The organism is Sphaerotilus montanus, from assembly GCF_013410775.1.
Lineage (GTDB): Bacteria > Pseudomonadota > Gammaproteobacteria > Burkholderiales > Burkholderiaceae_C > Sphaerotilus > Sphaerotilus montanus.
The window spans coordinates 4,056,017-4,073,218 of the sequence record NZ_JACCFH010000001.1 but is presented as its reverse complement, the minus strand read 5'-3'; the positions used below and the strand labels follow the sequence as shown (position 1 = coordinate 4,073,218).

Genomic DNA, 17,202 nt, shown 5'->3' with positions numbered 1-17,202 from the left:
GGTCGGGCAATTGGGCACGGAAGTGACTCCTTGGAAAAAGAGGTGAACTTCCGTCATCGACAGCGGCAGCCCGCAGCTGAATGGGGGTATTCACGGAATGGCGGCTGCTTGCATTTTTGAAAATGATAAATATGCAAATCCGATCCACCATCTTCGACGGTTTGCAAGCCAACCTGAACCAGAGATTTCACGAACCAGAGGCCAAGTGAAATATCATGTTTTCACGGTATCTGGGAGCCGCTCCAGACTATTCCAGAAAATACCAGGGGAACTGTCCAGTGCCAGAAGTCTCGATCATCCTGCCGACCTACAACCGCGTCGACGTGATCGGGCGCGCCGTTGCCAGCATTCTTCTGCAGACCCACCAGGACTGGGAATTGCTGGTGATCGATGACGGCTCGAACGACGGCACGGTCGAGCGACTCGACGGACTGGATCCGCGCATCCGGTTCATCCGCCAGGCCAACCAGGGTGTGGCGACAGCCCGCAATACCGGCATCGCTGCCGCCACGGGTCGCTTCATCGCCTTCATGGACTCGGACGATGAATGGCGGCCGCAGTTCCTGGCGCTGACCACGGCCTTCCTGCGTGCCCATCCGGACGAACACTGGGTCGCCACCGAGTCCCTGGAAGACCTGGGCGATGGGGGACCGCCGATCCGGCACAGTTGCACGGACATCGCGACAACCTACGTCGCCTTCGCGCGCTCCATCGGATCCCGTGCACTGGATCTGCCCCCGGGTACCCGCGACGACTACCTGCGCGTCTACCAGCGGTGCGCGCCGGTCGGTGCCTGGGGACGGGCGGTTCTGGATGCAATCGGGCTCGACTGCGCCATGGTCTACCACGGGCACACGCTGCAGCACATGCGCTGGGGCTACCTGAACTGGCTGCCAGCCACCCTGCTCACCCGCGAGGCACTCGCCACGGCCGGCCCCTTCGCCACCCATGTGCGCAGCGCCTCCGACTACCGCTACTTCATCGCGCTCGCGCGCCACTTTCCGGCCAATCTGATCGCCGTGCCGCTGGCCATCAAGTACGAGCGTGCCATGGGCAACCAGGTCCTCGCCCAGGACCACCTGGCCACCGGTGCAGGCGCCTACCGGTTCGAGCGCAACAAGCTGGCCTGTCTCGACGAGGCCTTCGACCCGCACGACCCGGAGATCGCCTTGCTGCGACGCCACAACTGCCTGTACGTCGGACACCGTGCACTGGTCTGCGGTCACCGGGACGAGGCCGTCGCCCATCTCCGGCAGGCCGCGTGCTGGCGACCGATCCTCTGGAAGGCCTGGGGAATGCTCGCGCTCGCCCGTGCCATGCCGACACCGGCAAGCACCGCAGCCGTCTACAAGGGCTGGCTGCGGGTGTTCGACATCGGTGCACGCCTGGCCACCGGACGGCTCCAGCCCGGTGTCCTGCTGCACAAGGCCTGGCTGCGGGTCACCGGCCGAACGGCACCGCCCCCCTCACTCACCACCGCGGGCCTCACGCTGACAGACGCCGCGCTGGCCAGCCTGTCGATGGGCGACGGGCACGCAGAACAGATTCGATCGAACTGATCCGGAACCCGCGCATCACACGCCGAGAATCTGTTGAGAGATATTGACCGGCGTCAGCCCAGAATCCCGTCCAGGGTATTGCCCGGCCGGATACAGCAGTTTCCGGTGTCGGATATCCGGGCCGTTCTGGCACCTTGGCGCGGCCGCACGGTCAGTATTTCCGATTTGAGGAGGGCGGTGGATGCCCTTATCGCGATCCTGGCGGGCAGCAGTGCGGGTGAGGAGACTGGTGCAGCGCAGTCAGCAGGGCGAGCTGCTCTTTCTGCAGGGTCAGCAGTTCGTCCCACTGGTGCAGGCGCAGGGCATCCACCTTCTCGTGCAGCAGCATGATTTCCAGCTCGGCCTTGAGGTTGATCTCGTAGTCGTGCTCGGCGGTGATGCGGTCCTTCTGTGACTGGCGGTTCTGGGACATCAGGATGATGGGCGCCTGGATCGCCGCCAGCATCGACAGGAACAGGTTGAGCAGGATGTAGGGATAGGGATCGAAGGTAGATCCACGGTGCGCCAGCAGATAGCCATTGACGGCGATCCACCCGAACATCACGGCCGCGAACAGGCCGACGAAGGTCCACGACCCACCGAACTTCGCCACCGCGTCCGCGGCGCGCATCCCGCGGGTGGCGTGTTCCTCGTCGAGATCGGCGGACGCGCTGTGGGCCATGCGCAGACGCTCGGCCACGTGGCGGGCGACGTTCTGGGTGCGCTTGTCCAGCTTGGCATAGGGCGCGCCGAGGAATTTCGAGGCAATGTCTTCGTGGGAATGGCGGCGGGCGGACATGGTGCGTTGGCTTCCTTCAAACAGGCCCGATCATCGCCCGCGCATCCACCCACGCATCGAATTCCGCCCCGCTGACACCACCCACCGCCAGCGCCGCCTCGCGCAGCCCCAGCCCGTGCCGGTGCGCGTGCTTGGCGATCAGCGCCGCGCGGTCGTAGCCGATGTGCGGCGCAAGCGCGGTGACCAGCATCAGCGAGCGCTGCAGCAACTCGTCCATGCGCGCCGCGTTCATCGTCAGGCCCTCGATGCAGTGCGCCGAGAAGCTCGCCATCGCGTCGCCCAGCAGGCGCAGGCTGTCGAGCACGTCGTGGGCGATCAGCGGCTTGTAGACGTTCAGCTCGAACTGCCCCTGGCTGGCGGCAATGCCGACCGCGACGTCGTGGCCCATCACCTGCGCGCAGACCATGGTGAGCGCCTCGACCTGGGTCGGGTTGACCTTGCCCGGCATGATGGAGCTGCCGGGTTCGTTCTCCGGCAACTGCAGCTCGCCCAGCCCGGCGCGCGGCCCGCTGCCCATCAGGCGGATGTCGTTGGCGATCTTGTTCAGCGCGATGGCCAGCAGGCGCAACGCCCCATGCAGGCCGACCAGCGCCTCGTGCCCGGCCATCGCGGCGAAGCGGTTGCCCGCGACGACGAAAGGCGCACCGAGCCGCTCGGCCAGGACAGCGGCGACCCGGGCGCCGAATTCAGGATGGGTGTTCAGCCCGGTGCCGACCGCCGTGCCGCCGATCGCCAGCGCGTGGACGGCCGGCAGCGCCTGGCGCAGCGCCGCTTCGGCCAGCGCGAGCTGCGCGTCGTAACCGCCGAACTCCTGGCCGAGGGTGACGGGCGTGGCGTCCTGCAGGTGGGTGCGGCCGATCTTGAGCGCGTCGCGGAACACGTTGGCCTTGTCCTGCAGCGCGCCGCGCAGGCGGGCCAGCGCGGCCAGCAGCGGCCGCATCTGCTGCACGGCGGCGAGGTGCATCGCAGTCGGGAACACATCGTTGGACGACTGCCCGAGGTTGACGTGGTCGTTCGGGTGGACGCGCCGGTCGGTGCCGAGCGCGCCGCCCAGCGCCAGCGAGGCCAGGCTGGCGATGACCTCGTTGGCGTTCATGTTGCTCTGCGTGCCCGAGCCGGTCTGCCAGACCGAGAGCGGGAACTCGGCGTCGAACTCACCGGCGGCGACCCGCGCCGCCGCCGCCGCGATGGCCTCGGCCCGCGGAGCGTCCAGCAGGCCGAGCGCATGGTTGACCTCCGCCGCCGCTCGCTTGATCTCGGCCAGCGCGTGGACCACGGCCAGCGGCATGCGCTGCTCGCCGATGGCGAAGAAGCGCCGGCTGCGCTCGGTCTGGGCGCCCCACAAGGCCCGCGCGGGCACCTCGATCGGACCAAAGGAGTCGGATTCAGTGCGGGTGGTCATGGCGGTTCAGCCCCCGAGCGCCTTGAACAGCCCGACCCGGTTCACCTGCTCGGCCAGCCGGGTCTGCACCAGCGTCTGCTCGGCAGCGAGCAGGCTGCGCTGGGCGTCCAGCCGGTCCAGCTCGCTGGCGGCGCCGTTGGTGTAGCGCAGCTCGGTCAGCCGGGCGATCTCGCGGGCGGCGTCGAGCTGCTGGCCTTGGGCCGCGAGCTGTTCGCGCCAGCTGGACAGACCCGCCAGCGCGTCCGCCGTCTCGCGGAAGGCGGACTGCACCGCCTTCTCGTACTGCGCCACCGCGATGTCGCGACTCACCCTGGCGACGTTCAGGTTCGCCTGGTTGCGACCCGAGTCGAAGACCGTGGCCAGCGCCGATGCGCTCAGCGACCACGCGAAATTGCCCGCCTGGAACAGGTCGCTCAGGCGGCTGCCGGCCTGCCCCGCGCTGCCGGTGAGGGCCAGCCGCGGGAAGAAGGCCGCGCGCGCCACGCCGATGTTGGCACTGGCGGCCACCAGCGCCTGCTCGGCCTGGATCACGTCCGGGCGCTGCAGCAGCACGTCCGAGGCCAGCCCGACCGGCACCGGCGCCAGCACCTCGCCCGCCGTGCCCGCAACCGTGCCGGCTGCAGCCGCCCCCGGCCGCAGATCGGCCGGCACCGGTCCGCCGACCAGCAGCGCCAGCGCGTTCAGGTCCAGCGCGTGCTGGCGGCGCAGCTGCACCTGCGTGTTGCGGGCCTGGGCGACGAGGCTCTGGGCGGTCTGCAGCTCCAGCGCCGACGCGGCACCGGCATCGAAGCGCAGCTTCGACAGCTTCAGCGTGGACTCGCGGCTGGCCAGCGTGCGGTCGGCGACCGAGAGCAGCTCGGCGTCCGCACCCAGCGTCAGCCAGCTGGAGACGACCGCACCGACCAGCGCCAGCTCGGCGCTGCGCCGGCCGGCTTCGGTGGCGAGCACCTGCGCCTGCGCGGCTTCGCCCAGGTTGGCGATGCGGCCGAACAGGTCCAGCTCCCAGGCCGTGACCTGCACGCCAGCGGTGAAGCTCTGCGTCTGGCGACCGCTGGAAGCATTCGGCGTGGCCGCTGCGGTCAGACCGGCACTGACGGTCGGCAGGCGATCCGCCCGCGCCACGCCGAGCTGTGCTTCCGCGCGCTGCACGTTGAGCACCGCCACCCGCAGGTCGCGGTTCTGGTCCAGCGCACGCTGCACCAGTTGCGCGAGCTGCGGCGACTGCACGAAGGCCTTCCAGCCCAGCGGCACCGCGGCCGCGGCCGAAGCCGATGCGGCGGCCTCGGCCGGCAGCGGCAGCTGCGCCGGGATCGGCGAGGCCGGCCGCTCGTGGCGTGGCGCGAGGTTGGTACAGCCGGCCAGCACCAGTGCGGCCACGATCAGTTGCAGGTGTCCCACGGTCTGTCTCATGGTCTGGCTCACGACGCTCATGACTTGTCCTTCAGCAGCTCCGCCACCGAATCCGTGCTCGGGGACGACAGCGCCGTGCTGTGCGGGGCCACATGGCCGCCGGGGAAGATCTTGCGCACGACGACGTAGAACACCGGCACGAAGAACACCGCCAGCACCGTCGCGGTGACCATGCCACCCATCACGCCGGTGCCGATGGCGCGCTGGCTGGCCGAGCCCGCGCCCGAGGCGATCGCCAGCGGCAGCACGCCGAGGATGAAGGCGAACGAGGTCATGATGATCGGCCGGAAGCGCAGGTGACAGGCCTCCAGCGTCGCCTCCAGCAGGCCCTTGCCTTCGGCCTGCAGGTCCTTGGCGAACTCGATGATCAGGATCGCGTTCTTCGCCGACAGGCCGATGATGGTGATCAGGCCGACCTTGAAGTAGACGTCGTTGGGCATGTCGCGCAGCCACACGCCCGACAGCGCCCCCAGGATCCCCAGCGGCACCACCAGCAGCACGGCCACCGGGATGCTCCAGCTTTCATACAGCGCTGCCAGGCACAGGAACACCGCCAGCATCGAGAACGCCAGCAGCACCATCGCCTGCGAGCCGGAGAGCTTTTCCTCCCGCGACTGGCCGGTCCACTCGAAGCCGAAGCCCGGCGGCAGCTGGCTGGCCAGGCGCTCCATCTCCAGCATCGCGTCGCCGGTGCTGGCGCCCTTGGCGGCGTCGCCGGAGATCTTCATCGCCGGATAGCCGTTGTAGCGCACCATCTGCACCGGGCCGGTCACCCAGCGCGTGGTGGCGAACGCCGAGATCGGCACCTGCTGGCCCTTGCTGTTCGGCACGTAGAGCTTCAGCAGATCCTCCGGCTGCATCCGCGCCGCGGCTTCCGCCTGGACGATGACCCGCTGCAGGCGACCCTGGTTCGGGAAGTCGTTGACGTAGGTCGAGCCGAAGGCCGTCGCCAGCACACTGGCGATGCTGTCGTAGGAGACGCCCTGCGCCGCCGCGCGCTCGCGGTCGATCTCCAGGCGCAGCTGCGGCGCGTCTTCCAGCCCGTCCGGGCGCACGCCGGCCAGCACCTTGCTCTGGCCCGCCATGCCCAGCAACTGGTTGCGGGCGGCGAGCAGCGCGTCGTGGCCCTGGCCGGTGCGGTCCTGCAGGCGGAAGGTGAAGCCGGTCGCGTTGCCCAGCTCCGGGATCGGCGGCGGGCTGAGCGGGAAGATGAAGGCATCGCGCACCCCCATCAGCGCCCCGAAGGCCCGCCCCGCCACGGCCTGCGCCGAGTGCTGCGGCCCCTGGCGCTCGCTCCAGTCCTTCAGCGGCACGAAGGCGAGGGCCGCGTTCTGGCCCGAGCCCGAGAAGCTGAAGCCCAGCACGCCCACGACCTTGTCCACCTCCGGCTGCTTCAGGAAGAACCCTTCGACCTGCTGCATCACTGCCTCGGTGCGGCTGAGCGTGGCGCCCGGCGGCAGCTGGACGTTGACGATCAGGTAGCCCTGGTCCTCGTTCGGCAGGAAGGAGGTCGGCAGCTTGGTGTACATGAAGCCCACCGCCGCCAGCACCGCCGCGTAGATCACCAGATAGCGCCCCGCCTTGCGGATGATGCGGGCGACCAGGCCCTCGTAGCCGTGCGTCGTGCGCTTGAAGCCGCGGTTGAACCAGCCGAAGAAGCCGCGCTTCTCGTGGTGGCCCGGATCGACCGGCTTGAGCAGCGTGGCGCACAGCGCGGGCGTCAGCGTCAGCGCCAGCAGCGCCGAGAACAGCATCGACGCCACCATCGACAGCGAGAACTGCCGGTAGATGTTGCCCACCGAGCCGGCGAAGAACGCCATCGGCACGAACACCGACACCAGCACCACGGTGATGCCGATGATGGCGCCCGTGATCTGGCCCATCGCCTTGCGCGTCGCTTCGACCGGGCTCAGGCCTTCCTCGGCCATCAGGCGCTCGACGTTTTCCACCACGACGATGGCGTCGTCCACCAGGATGCCGATCGCCAGCACCATGCCGAACAGCGTCAGCACGTTGATCGAGAAGCCCGCCACCAGCATCACCGCGAAGGTGCCCAGCAGCGCCACCGGCACCACGATGGTCGGGATCAGCGTGTAGCGGATGTTCTGCAGGAACAGCAGCATCACCAGGAACACCAGCGCGACCGCCTCGATCAGCGTCTTGATCACCTGCTCGATCGAGATCGAGACGAACTTCGAGCTGTCGTAGGGCACCTCGTAGCTGACGCCCTCCGGGAAGAAGGCGGACAGCTCGGCCATGCGGGCCTTGATCGCCTTGGCGGTGGCCAGCGCGTTGCCGCTGGGGGCGAGCTGCACGCCGATGCCGGTGGCGGTGACGCCGTTCAGGCGCGAGGAGCTGGCGTAGGTCTGGCCACCCAGCTCGATGCGGGCGACGTCCTTGAGCCGCACGGTCGAGCCATCGGCGTTGGCGCGCACGATGACCTGGCCGAACTCGGCTACCGTGGTCAGCTGGCCGCCGACGGTGACGGTGGCGAAGTTGGTCTGCGTCGCCAGATTCGGCAGGCCGCCGACCGTGCCGGCCGAGACCTGCAGGTTCTGCGCGCGGATCGCGCTGGTCACGTCCGCGGGCGTCAGGCCCAGGCCGACGAGCTTGCCCGGATCGATCCAGACGCGCATCGCCCGCTCGGTGCCGAAGAGCTGCGCCTGGCCGACACCCGGCACCCGCAGCAGCTCGGGCTGGATGTTGCGCGCCGCGTAGTCGCCCAGCGCCACCGGGTCATAGGCCGGGTTCTTGGACGTGAGCATCACGAACAGCAGGAAGTTCGAGCGCGCCTTGTCGACGCGCACGCCCTGCTGCGTCACGGCGGACGGCAGCCGCGGCGTGGCGCGGCTCAGGCGGTTCTGCACCTCGATCTGGGCGATGGCGACATCGGTGCCCGGCTCGAAGGTCACGGTGATCTGGCCGCCGCCGTTGGCGTCGGCGCTGGACTCCATGTAGATGAGGTTCGGCGCGCCATTCAGCTCCTGCTCGATGACGGCGAGCACGCTCGATTCGAGCACCTGCGCCGAGGCGCCCGGGTAGGCGGTGGTGATGACGATGGACGGAGGGGCCACCGTCGGGTATTGCGACACGGGCAGCTTGGTGATCGCCGCCGTGCCGAGCACGACGATGAACAGCGCGATCACCCAGGCGAAGATCGGCCGGTCGATGAAGAACTTGGAGGACATGCGTGGGCCTCCGGCTCAGCGACTGGCGGCCGAGGCTGCAGCCGGCGCGGCGCTACCCATCGGCGCCCAGGGCACCGGCGTGACCGGCGTCTTCGGGCGCATCTTCTGGAAGCCGTCGACGATGACCTGCTCGCCCGGCTTCAGCCCGTCCAGCACGACCCAGTCCGCGCCATTGGCGCCGCCGATCTTCACCGGCCGCGGCGCGGGCATGTTGCCTTCGCCGACCACCATCACGCTGTCACCGGCCGTGCCGCGCGTGACCGCCTGCTGCGGCACCAGCACGCCCTGCGCGGCCTCGGCCTGCGCGAGCCGCACCTTCACGTACAGGCCCGGCAGCAGCACGCCTTCCGGGTTCGGCACTTCGGCGCGCAGCGTGACCTGGCCGGACGTGGCGTCGACCGTCAGGTCGGAAAACAGCAGCTTGCCGGGATGGGTGTATTCGGTGCCGTCTTCCATCACCAGCCGCACCTCGGCGCCCGCCCCGCCCGCCCGCTTGAACTGGCCGGACTCGTAGGCGCGGCGCAGGCGCAGCGCCTCGGACGCCGACTGCGTGAAGTTCACGTACAGGCGGTCCACCTGCTGGATCAGCGCCATCTGGGTCGCCTCGCCCTGCCCGACCAGCGCGCCTTCGGTGACGAGGGCGCGGCCGATGCGGCCCGCGATCGGCGCGCGCACGGCGGCGTAATCGACATTGAGCTTCGCGGTCTGCACGGCGGCCTTGGCGGTGGCGACATCGGCCTGCGCCTGCTTCACCGCCGTCTGTGCGGCGACCCATTCGGTCTGGCTGATGGCCTTGGCGGCGACCAGCGGCTCGTTGCGCGTCAGCGTGGCCTGGGCCTGCGCGAGGTTGGCTTCGGCCTTGGCCTGGGCGGCGGTGGCGCTGTCGAGCGTGGCGCGGTAAGGCGCGGCGTCCAGCTGGTAGAGCGACTGGCCGGCCTTGACCTCGGCGCCTTCGGTGAACAGGCGCTGCTGGACGATGCCGGCGACGCGGGCCCGCACCTGCGCGGTGCGCCAGGCTTCGAGGCGGCCCGGCAGCTCGGCGCGGATCGCGACCGCCTGCGGCTGCGCGGTGATCACGCCGACGGCGGGCGGCGGCGGCTTGCCGGCCCCGGGTCCGCCCGCGGGCGCACCACCACCGCCGGGCGCAGCGCCCGAAGGTGACGAACCGCCGCCACACGCCACCAGCGCCGCCGCCAGGGCCAGCGTGGCCAGTCCGGCGGTGGTGCGGCGCACCGAAGTTGAGTCGAGTCTGTGATGCATGTCAGTGTTTTCCCAAGGGAACGCTTGAATCGGGAACGATGGCTGCCATCTTACATACAATCACGAATGTATGTAGTCAGGAGCGTGAACACAGTGGTACGACGCACGAAGGAAGAAGCCGCCATCACCCGCGAGCACCTGCTGGACACGGCCGAGGTCGTGTTCCTGCGCGAGGGCGTGGCGCGCACCTCGCTGCAGCGCATCGCGGACGAGGCCGGCCTGACGCGGGGCGCCATCTACTGGCACTTCAAGGACAAGGTCGAGGTCTTCAACGCGATGATGGAGCGGGTCCGCCTGCCCTGCGAGGAAGCGCACGACGCGCAGGCCCTGGGCCTCACGCAAGACACGGACCCGGTGGAGGCGCTGCGTGATTTCGCGTGGGTACCGATTGCGCGGATGCTGGACGACGCGCGCACGCGGCGTGTCTTCACCATCGCCATCCACTGCACCGAATACAGCGACGAGATGCGCCCGGCGCTGGAGCGGCACATGGCCGCGATGGAGGAATTCAGGTCGCGGGCCGAGCGGCTCATTGCCGCGGGTCAGGCGCGCGGTCTGCTGGATGCGGCAATCAGCGCGCGGTCGGCGTCGATCGGCTTCATCGCGCTGATCGACGGGCTGCTGTCGCGGGCGACGCTGCTGCCGATCGAGGCTGGGGATGTCGAAGGCTACCGGGGGGGGATTGAGGTGTTTCTGCGGGGGTTGCGGCAGGACGAGAGTAAGGTGTAAGTATTTCTCAGATTAGTCGCAAGTGTGAAATATTGCCGCAAGCATCATTAGTGCAGTATGGACTGTAGACAATCGACACACTATTCTGACAAATCCGTTCAATTGTTGAGCGGAAATTATCAAAAAATAATACCAACCTCGCTGCAATCCCAAGGAATAACATGGATTTCATAGATCAAATTCGCGTTCTTGCCACCCGCATCACAAATACAAGAACAATAATTCAAACAGAGGAGGCAACAAAAAATGCAATGATTATGCCGTTGATCCAGATACTTGGGTACAACGTCTTTGATCCACTCGAAGTCACGCCTGAATTGGTTGCTGACGTAGGCACAAAAAAAGGAGAGAAAGTTGATTACGCCATTCTTCGGGACGGGAAGCCAATTATCCTCTTCGAGTGCAAAAAAGCCGGCGCCGAACTAAACATCAACCATGCCGGGCAGCTCTTCCGTTATTTTCATGTCACCGAGGCCAGGTTCGGCGTTTTGACAAATGGTATTACCTATCAGTTCTTCACTGATCTGGAAAAGCCAAACAAGATGGATGAGAAGCCATTCTTTGAGTTCAATATCCTTGACTTCAAAGATCGGGATATCGAAGAACTGAAGAAGTTCGCAAAAATTGCGTTCGACTTGGACACCATCTTAACAACCGCAAATGAGCTGAAATACACTCGCGCCATTCAAACTCGCTTAGCAGAATTAATACTCAATCCAACCGAAGATCTGGTACGAATGGTTTCATCGGATTTACTCGGTGGACGTCGATTCACTCCAGCTATACGCGATCAATTTACACAAATAACTCGTCGCGCATTTGAGCAGCTAATAAGTGAGCGAATCAATGATCGACTAAAAGGGGCTATGGCGCCTGAGTCTATTTCAATACCAGACCCTGTCTCCGTCACGTTGGCGCTGTCGCAAGAAAATCCGATTGCACCGGTCAAATCAGAGGCTCAAGTAGTAACTTCTCCGGAAGAGTTAGAAGGCTTTTATATAGTTCGCTCTATTGTCAGGGAGTTGGTCCCAGCAAAACGTGTATCCATGCGAGACGCGCAGAGCTACTGCGCAATTTTACTTGACGACAACAATCGGAAGCCAATTTGCAGGCTGCGGTTCAACAATCAAGAAAAGCTGCGCCTAGGTTTATTTACCGACAAAAAAGAGGAAGAAATAGTAACCATAGAATCCCCTGACGACATACACAACTACGCCGAAAAAATCAAAGGCATTATTGGCGCCTACATCTCAAAATCATAACGATAAGCAGCCTCATAGAAGTTCTTTACCTCAAAAAGTCAGTCAAGTCATTGATATCTCCCTACCGGCTTAGGTAAAGAACTTCTCCGGAATTGCTTAAACGCCCGATACCGCGAATCGTACCTCAATCGTTCACCGCACCACTTGAATCGCCATGGGCATCCACGACCGAGACTGGTACCACGATCACCACCGAAACGCAGCCGCGAAAGCCCGTCGGCCATCAGCCTCCCGATTTCGGATTCGCACCAGCAAATCAGGCTGGTTCCCATGGCTTGCCTGGATTGCGCTGTTCGTCGGCGCTTTCCTCGTCACAAAACTGCTTCTCGAATCAAAGCGGGATCTGCCATTTCCAGAGACTGGACAAGTTCATTGGTTCATTGAACGCACTTCCGAAACTGTTGCACCACTCACGATCATCGCTCCGTCAGACGGACAGGTTCAGTACGTGGTACACCTCGATGACTGGGAATCGAAGGCCCCCGTTGCCATGATTCCTGTCCGCGGGCGCGAAACAGCAAAAATTGAAATGCCCTTCGGACGCTACCGAGTCACGATGACAAAAGGTATTGGTTGGCGCGGCCCTGGAAAGCTCTTTCGACTCAATACCGAGTCGAAGGAAGCAACGTCTCCGCTGGAGTTTTACTCAGTTGACCGGCAGATTGTTGGCCACACCATTCGACTTGAGACGGTCGCTGGGAACATGGACACAAGGCCAGCCCGCAGATGACTCGAACCGCAACGGATTCGCGGTAGGCCAAGTCGATTGGCCAAGTGATAGCGCGCGGAAGCTGAAGCGTCGCCTCGATCAGTCATCCAGCGGCCACAAACGGATTGAAAACCTCCATCTCGCCGAGCGTCACGGCGGACAAATACAACTGGCTGTCGTCCAGCGATTCCAGCCAAGCCACCGCGCCGCCGTGCGGGCGCGGCCGGCGCAACTCGGACACCACATTCGTGTCGAGCAGGTTGCCCCCTCATGACGACAGCACAACTCCTGTGGGGCGTCCTGTTCGGCTCGATCGGCTTCGGCTACTTCCTCTATGGCAAGAAGCAGCGCGCCATCGCTCCCTTCCTGTGCGGCCTGGTGCTGATGGTCATTCCGTACTTCATCCCGAACACGGTGCTATTGGCGCTGACTGGCGCGGCCATCACGGCCGTGCCGTACTTCGTCAGGTTCTAGCGCTGCAAGGCATTCGAACAATTCACGGCACGCCAGCATTGAAATGAGAATCTCCGGATTCCATGCAAAAGGCCGGTCGGATCCGAAAATCCGCCGGCCCAATATGCTGGTTGCAGCGCCACTGGACAGTGGCGCACACCGCAGCAGGAATCAGCCCTGACGCCGGCGGCGGCGGGCCACCATGCCCAGCACACCCAGTCCAGCAACCATCATGGCGTAGGACTCCGGCTCCGGCACCGGCACGACCACCTGACCGGCCAGACCGAATCGGAGATTGTCGATGGCGAAGCCGGCCGGCTCGGCGCCAACCAGCGTGTATTGCAGGCCGGCAATGCGCTGGCTGCCATCCGCCGTGACCAGGCCGAGAAACTCGATGCCCGTCGTCGTGTTGGAGACCGAGCCGATCACGGAGCCATCCCGTGCGAACGCGGTAATCGCGGTGCCGCCGATGGAATCGAAATATCCACCATCCAGGCCCACGCCGGCCATGTCACGGTCGAACAGGATCGATACCGGACCATTGAACAGCGGCGTTCCGGACAGCACCGGACTCGTCGGGTTCGCACTGTCCGAGACGATCGACGTCAGCGGCGACAGACCGCTCAGCGACAGAACGCCCGTGGGCAACCCGTTCACGCAGCCAGTCACGGCTGCGCCGGTCGGGCAGGTCAGCGCCGTACCGAGCGACTGCCCGGTGAAAAATCCACCGAACGACACGGTGGGCGCCCCGACGCTGCCGCCGTATTCGGCCGCCGTGTAGACCGGATTCACGGACCCCAGTGCCTTTTCGGAGAAGGTGATCAGACCAGCCTGCGCATTGAATGCAGCTTCGTCGATCCGGACCACCTGGGCCTGTGCCGCCGTGACGGAAACCAGCAGCGTCACCGCAATGGACAACGCCGAACGATTGATTGATTTCATTTTCACCCCTATATCAACGATTTATTCGACACCATCTGAAAATAATCCACCGGAGTGGTCTGATCATATTCAGATCATCGGACGAAATCATCCAGCGGATACCCGTTACAGGCATCCGGGAAAATTCATTGCTGACCCGATGTGCGCAAGTATCGCCGTGTTTTCTATTTTTTACATACCACGCATGCCGGACCCCCCTTGAATGCGGGGTGGCTCAAATATGGAACCCGTCAAATGTCAAACCATCCGGAGCCGCGACAGCCATCAATATATTGACAAGAAAATCAACAATACGCAGACAGGCGATTCCAGCCTCTTGAAAACTGGAATAACAAGGTAAATATTCACCGACATTGCTGCCGGCCCGCGCACATTCAGCGCGCCACGTAGCGCCCCGGCCGGTGGTTCATCGCCAGCACCAGGTTCAGCGTCAGCGCCCCCAGCACCGACAGCAGCACTTGCGGCAGCGGCACGACAAAGAGCGCTGCCGAGAGGATGCAGCAGTCGATCGTCATCTGCACCTGGCCGGCGCGCCAGCCCTTGCGCTCCTGCAGCAGCACGGCCACCACGCCAATGCCGCCGATGCTCGCCCGGTGGCGGAACAGGATCAGCATCCCGGTGCCGATCAGCAGCCCGCCCGCGACCGCCGCGAATAGCGGATTCAGGGTCGAGAAGGACAGCACCCGCGGCAGCAGTTCGATCTCGGCCGACATCAGCGCCACCGCGGCGAAGGTCTTGAGCGTGAACTCGTGGCCCATGTGGCGCCAGGCGAGCCAGTAGAACGGCAGGTTGATGAGGAACAGCGCCAGCCCGAAGTTGACGTGGCTGGCGTAGTGGATCAGGAAGGCGATGCCGGTGGTGCCGCCCGCGACCATCGAGGCCTGCCGGAACATCGCCACGCCGAGGACGACCAGCACCGTGCCGCTGAGCAGCGCGATGAGGTCCTCGACGAGCGAGTGCGGGGTGACGGGGTTGGCGAGCGCGGGGGGAGCAGAGGAAGTGGTTTGAACAGTCATGGGGCGGGGGTTTGCAAACGGCGTGCCGCCGCCGCGTCACACAGCCGCGCCATCACCACATCCCGCGCCGACACGCCCTGCACGTCGTGGCTGGTCCACGCCACATCGACCCGGTTGTAGACGTTGAACCACTCGGGGTGGTGGTCGTGGCGCTCGGCGTGCAGCGCGATCTCGGCCATGAAGCCGAAGGCTTCGGCGAAGCTGGCGAAGCGCAGGCGCCGGGTCAGCGTGCCGCGCTCCGTGTCCAGGGTCCACAGCGGCAGTTCGGCCAGCGCGAGGCGCAGCGCGTCAGGGTCGAGGAGGTCCTGGTGTTGCATGGCACCGGCCGCCGCTCACATCAGCACGATGTCGTACTGCTCGGGATTCACCGTCGCCTCCGCCTGCAGCGAGATCGGCTTGCCGATGAAGTCGCTCAGGCCGGCCAGGTGGGTGCTTTCCTCGTCGAGCAGCATCTCGATCACCGACGGGCAGGCGATGACACGGAATTCCTTGGGATTGAACTGCCGCGCCTCGCGCAGGATCTCGCGCAGGATGTCGTAGCAGACCGAGCGCGGCGTCTTCACCTGCCCGCGCCCGCCACAGGTCGGGCAGGGCTGGCAGAGCATGTGCGCCAGCGATTCGCGGGTGCGCTTGCGCGTCATCTCGATCAGGCCGAGCTGCGTGAAGCCGCTGATCGTGATCTTGGTGCGGTCGCGGGCGAGCTGCTTGCGCAGCTCCGACACCACCTGCTCCTGGTGGTCGGCGCGGGTCATGTCGATGAAGTCGAGGATGATGATCCCGCCCAGATTGCGCAGCCGCAGCTGCCGCGCGATGGCCTGCGCCGCTTCCAGGTTGGTCTTGAAGATCGTGTCGTCGAAGTTGCGCGCACCGACATAGCCGCCAGTGTTGACGTCGATCGTCGTCAGCGCCTCGGTCTGGTCGACGACGAGGTAGCCACCCGACTTCAGATCGACGCGCCGGGCCAGCGCCTTCTCGATTTCCTGGTCGATGCCGAACAGGTCGAAGATCGGCCGCTCGCCCTTGTAGTGCTGCAGGCGGTTCACCGAACTCGGCGTGAACTGCTGGCCGAAGGAACGCAGCGCGTCGAACTGCATGCGCGAGTCGATGCGGATGGTCGCCGTGCGCTCGTCCACCAGATCGCGCAGCACCCGCTGGACGAGGTTCAGGTCCTCGTGCAGCAGCGAGCCGGGCGGCGATTTCAGCGCCTGCGCGCGGATCGTGGTCCAGGTCTTGCGCAGGTAGGCGATGTCTTCGGCCAGCTCGTCGTCGGTCGCGTCCTCGGCGTTGGTGCGCAGGATGAAGCCCCCTCCCCCGCCCGTCTCCCGGTTGCCGACCAGCACGCCCATGCGCTGGCGCAGCTGCTCGCGCAGCTCGTGCGAGCCGATCTTCTGCGAGATGCCGATGTGGTCATCCTGCGGCAGGTGCACCAGCAGCCGGCCGGCCACGCTGACCTGCGTGGACAGCCGCGCGCCCTTGGTGCCGATGGGGTCCTTGATGACCTGCACCACCAGCGTCTGGCCTTCGTAGACCAGCTTCTCGATCGGCGGCATCGTGCCCGTCTCGGCGTGGTGACCGCGGCCGGTCTGCCCGGCGACCTGCACATCGGCGACGTGCAGGAAGGCCGCGCGCTCCAGCCCGATGTCGATGAAGGCGCTCTGCATGCCGGGCAGCACACGGGCGACCTTGCCGGCGTAGATGTTGCCAACGAGGCCGCGCTCCAGCGTGCGCTCGACGTGCAGTTCCTGCACCGCGCCGTGTTCGACGATGGCCACGCGCGTCTCCTGCGGCGACCAGTTCACCAAGATGTCTTGCATGGGACTTTTCAATGTTCTTGTGGGTTCAGAGGGACCAGCCCGCGTCCCGCAGCAGACGGGCTGTCTCGAACAGGGGCAATCCCATGATGCCCGAATAACTGCCGGCGATCCGCTCGACCCAGGTGGCCGCGCCACTCTGGATGGCATACGCGCCAGCCTTGCCCATCGGCTCGCCGGTGGCGACATAGGCGGCGATGTGCGCGGCGTCCACCGGCGCGAAGCGCACGCGCGAGACGCTGAGGCCTTGCAGCACGCGCTCGCCATCGGCCAGCGCCACGGCGGTGAGGACGCGGTGTTCGTGTCCGGCCAGCGCGCCGAGCATCTCGCAGGCCTCGTCGGCGTCGGCCGGCTTGCCCAGGATGCGGCGGCCGAGCGCGACCGTCGTGTCGGCGCAGAGGATGGGTGCGGCGGGCAGGCCGGCGCGCTGCAGGCGGGCGCGGGCGGCGTCCAGCTTGGCCAGCGTCACGCGCTGCACGTAGGCGCGCGGGGCTTCGTTCGGGCGCACGGTTTCGAGCGCCTCGGCGTCCTCGTCCGGGCCGGGCAGCAGCAACTCGTGCCGCACGCCGATCTGGTCGAGCAACTGGCGGCGGCGCGGGCTTTGCGAGGCGAGGTAGATCCAGCGGGTCATCGTCGTCTCGGCGCGGTCAGCGCCGGCTCACTTCGGGTTCATTCGCGGTGAG

At 65.7% G+C, this 17,202-nt stretch carries 17 protein-coding genes; 6 read left to right on the top strand and 11 right to left on the bottom strand.

Annotated elements, in window-relative coordinates:
- Positions 1-278: 278 nt before the first annotated feature.
- Complete coding sequence (locus BDD16_RS18505; protein ID WP_179635296.1) at positions 279-1,559, top strand: glycosyltransferase family 2 protein; 1,281 nt, start codon at positions 279-281, stop codon at positions 1,557-1,559.
- 187 nt (positions 1,560-1,746) lie between these two features.
- On the opposite strand, the gene BDD16_RS18500 is transcribed toward BDD16_RS18505, so the two are convergent.
- From BDD16_RS18500 to BDD16_RS18480, 5 genes are read right to left on the bottom strand one after another with little or no spacing between them, the layout of a single operon-like run.
- The gene (locus BDD16_RS18500; protein ID WP_179635295.1) at positions 1,747-2,337 is read right to left on the bottom strand and encodes a DUF1003 domain-containing protein; all 591 of its coding nucleotides are present in this window, start codon (positions 2,335-2,337) and stop codon (positions 1,747-1,749) included.
- A 16-nt stretch (positions 2,338-2,353) separates the two neighbouring features.
- Positions 2,354-3,739, bottom strand: coding sequence for a class II fumarate hydratase (gene fumC / locus BDD16_RS18495; protein ID WP_179635294.1), 1,386 nt, complete (start codon positions 3,737-3,739; stop codon positions 2,354-2,356).
- Between the two features lie 6 nt (positions 3,740-3,745).
- The gene (locus BDD16_RS18490; protein ID WP_179635293.1) at positions 3,746-5,149 is read right to left on the bottom strand and encodes an efflux transporter outer membrane subunit; all 1,404 of its coding nucleotides are present in this window, start codon (positions 5,147-5,149) and stop codon (positions 3,746-3,748) included.
- Between the two features lie 17 nt (positions 5,150-5,166).
- Positions 5,167-8,337 (bottom strand): efflux RND transporter permease subunit, encoded by a 3,171-nt coding sequence (locus BDD16_RS18485; RefSeq protein WP_179635292.1) that lies wholly within the window; start codon positions 8,335-8,337, stop codon positions 5,167-5,169.
- Between the two features lie 15 nt (positions 8,338-8,352).
- Complete coding sequence (locus BDD16_RS18480) at positions 8,353-9,597, bottom strand: efflux RND transporter periplasmic adaptor subunit (protein WP_179635291.1); 1,245 nt, start codon at positions 9,595-9,597, stop codon at positions 8,353-8,355.
- Between the two features lie 93 nt (positions 9,598-9,690).
- On the opposite strand from BDD16_RS18480, the gene BDD16_RS18475 reads away from it, so the two are divergent.
- The 3 genes from BDD16_RS18475 (at position 9,691) to BDD16_RS18465 (ending at position 12,318) form a co-directional block, all read left to right on the top strand.
- Positions 9,691-10,326: a TetR family transcriptional regulator gene (locus BDD16_RS18475; protein ID WP_179635290.1), complete on the top strand. Its 636-nt coding sequence runs from the start codon at positions 9,691-9,693 to the stop codon at positions 10,324-10,326.
- Positions 10,327-10,487: 161 nt separating this feature from the next.
- Positions 10,488-11,588, top strand: coding sequence for a type I restriction endonuclease (locus BDD16_RS18470; RefSeq protein WP_179635289.1), 1,101 nt, complete (start codon positions 10,488-10,490; stop codon positions 11,586-11,588).
- Positions 11,589-11,742: 154 nt separating this feature from the next.
- Entirely contained in the window at positions 11,743-12,318 is a 576-nt protein-coding gene (locus BDD16_RS18465; RefSeq protein ID WP_179635288.1) for a hypothetical protein, read from the top strand.
- Positions 12,319-12,400: 82 nt separating this feature from the next.
- Here the strand turns inward: BDD16_RS18465 and BDD16_RS18460 are convergent, their stop codons facing one another.
- Positions 12,401-12,538, bottom strand: coding sequence for a PIN domain-containing protein (locus BDD16_RS18460; protein WP_246332602.1), 138 nt, complete (start codon positions 12,536-12,538; stop codon positions 12,401-12,403).
- Positions 12,539-12,567: 29 nt separating this feature from the next.
- Here BDD16_RS18460 and BDD16_RS18455 point away from each other — a divergent pair, with 29 nt between their 5' ends.
- Positions 12,568-12,771 (top strand): hypothetical protein, encoded by a 204-nt coding sequence (locus BDD16_RS18455; protein ID WP_179635287.1) that lies wholly within the window; start codon positions 12,568-12,570, stop codon positions 12,769-12,771.
- Between the two features lie 150 nt (positions 12,772-12,921).
- Here the strand turns inward: BDD16_RS18455 and BDD16_RS18450 are convergent, their stop codons facing one another.
- The gene (locus BDD16_RS18450; RefSeq protein WP_218897868.1) at positions 12,922-13,668 is read right to left on the bottom strand and encodes a PEP-CTERM sorting domain-containing protein; all 747 of its coding nucleotides are present in this window, start codon (positions 13,666-13,668) and stop codon (positions 12,922-12,924) included.
- On the opposite strand from BDD16_RS18450, the gene BDD16_RS18445 reads away from it, so the two are divergent.
- A complete protein-coding gene (locus tag BDD16_RS18445) occupies positions 13,661-13,894 on the top strand; it encodes a hypothetical protein (RefSeq protein ID WP_179631892.1) in 234 nt (77 codons plus the stop codon). The genes BDD16_RS18450 and BDD16_RS18445 overlap by 8 nt on opposite strands.
- Before the next feature lie 172 nt (positions 13,895-14,066).
- On the opposite strand, the gene BDD16_RS18440 is transcribed toward BDD16_RS18445, so the two are convergent.
- From BDD16_RS18440 to BDD16_RS18425, 4 genes are read right to left on the bottom strand one after another with little or no spacing between them, the layout of a single operon-like run.
- Complete coding sequence (locus BDD16_RS18440) at positions 14,067-14,708, bottom strand: YitT family protein (RefSeq protein ID WP_179635285.1); 642 nt, start codon at positions 14,706-14,708, stop codon at positions 14,067-14,069.
- The gene (locus BDD16_RS18435) at positions 14,705-15,025 is read right to left on the bottom strand and encodes a 4a-hydroxytetrahydrobiopterin dehydratase (protein WP_179635284.1); all 321 of its coding nucleotides are present in this window, start codon (positions 15,023-15,025) and stop codon (positions 14,705-14,707) included. Before BDD16_RS18435 ends, BDD16_RS18440 begins: the two co-directional genes overlap by 4 nt.
- Before the next feature lie 15 nt (positions 15,026-15,040).
- On the bottom strand, positions 15,041-16,522 hold the full coding sequence (gene rng / locus BDD16_RS18430; protein WP_179635283.1) for a ribonuclease G: 1,482 nt from the start codon (positions 16,520-16,522) through the stop codon (positions 15,041-15,043).
- Between the two features lie 25 nt (positions 16,523-16,547).
- Positions 16,548-17,150, bottom strand: a complete 603-nt coding sequence (locus tag BDD16_RS18425; RefSeq protein ID WP_179635282.1) for a Maf family protein — start codon at positions 17,148-17,150, stop codon at positions 16,548-16,550.
- Positions 17,151-17,202 lie beyond the last annotated feature (52 nt).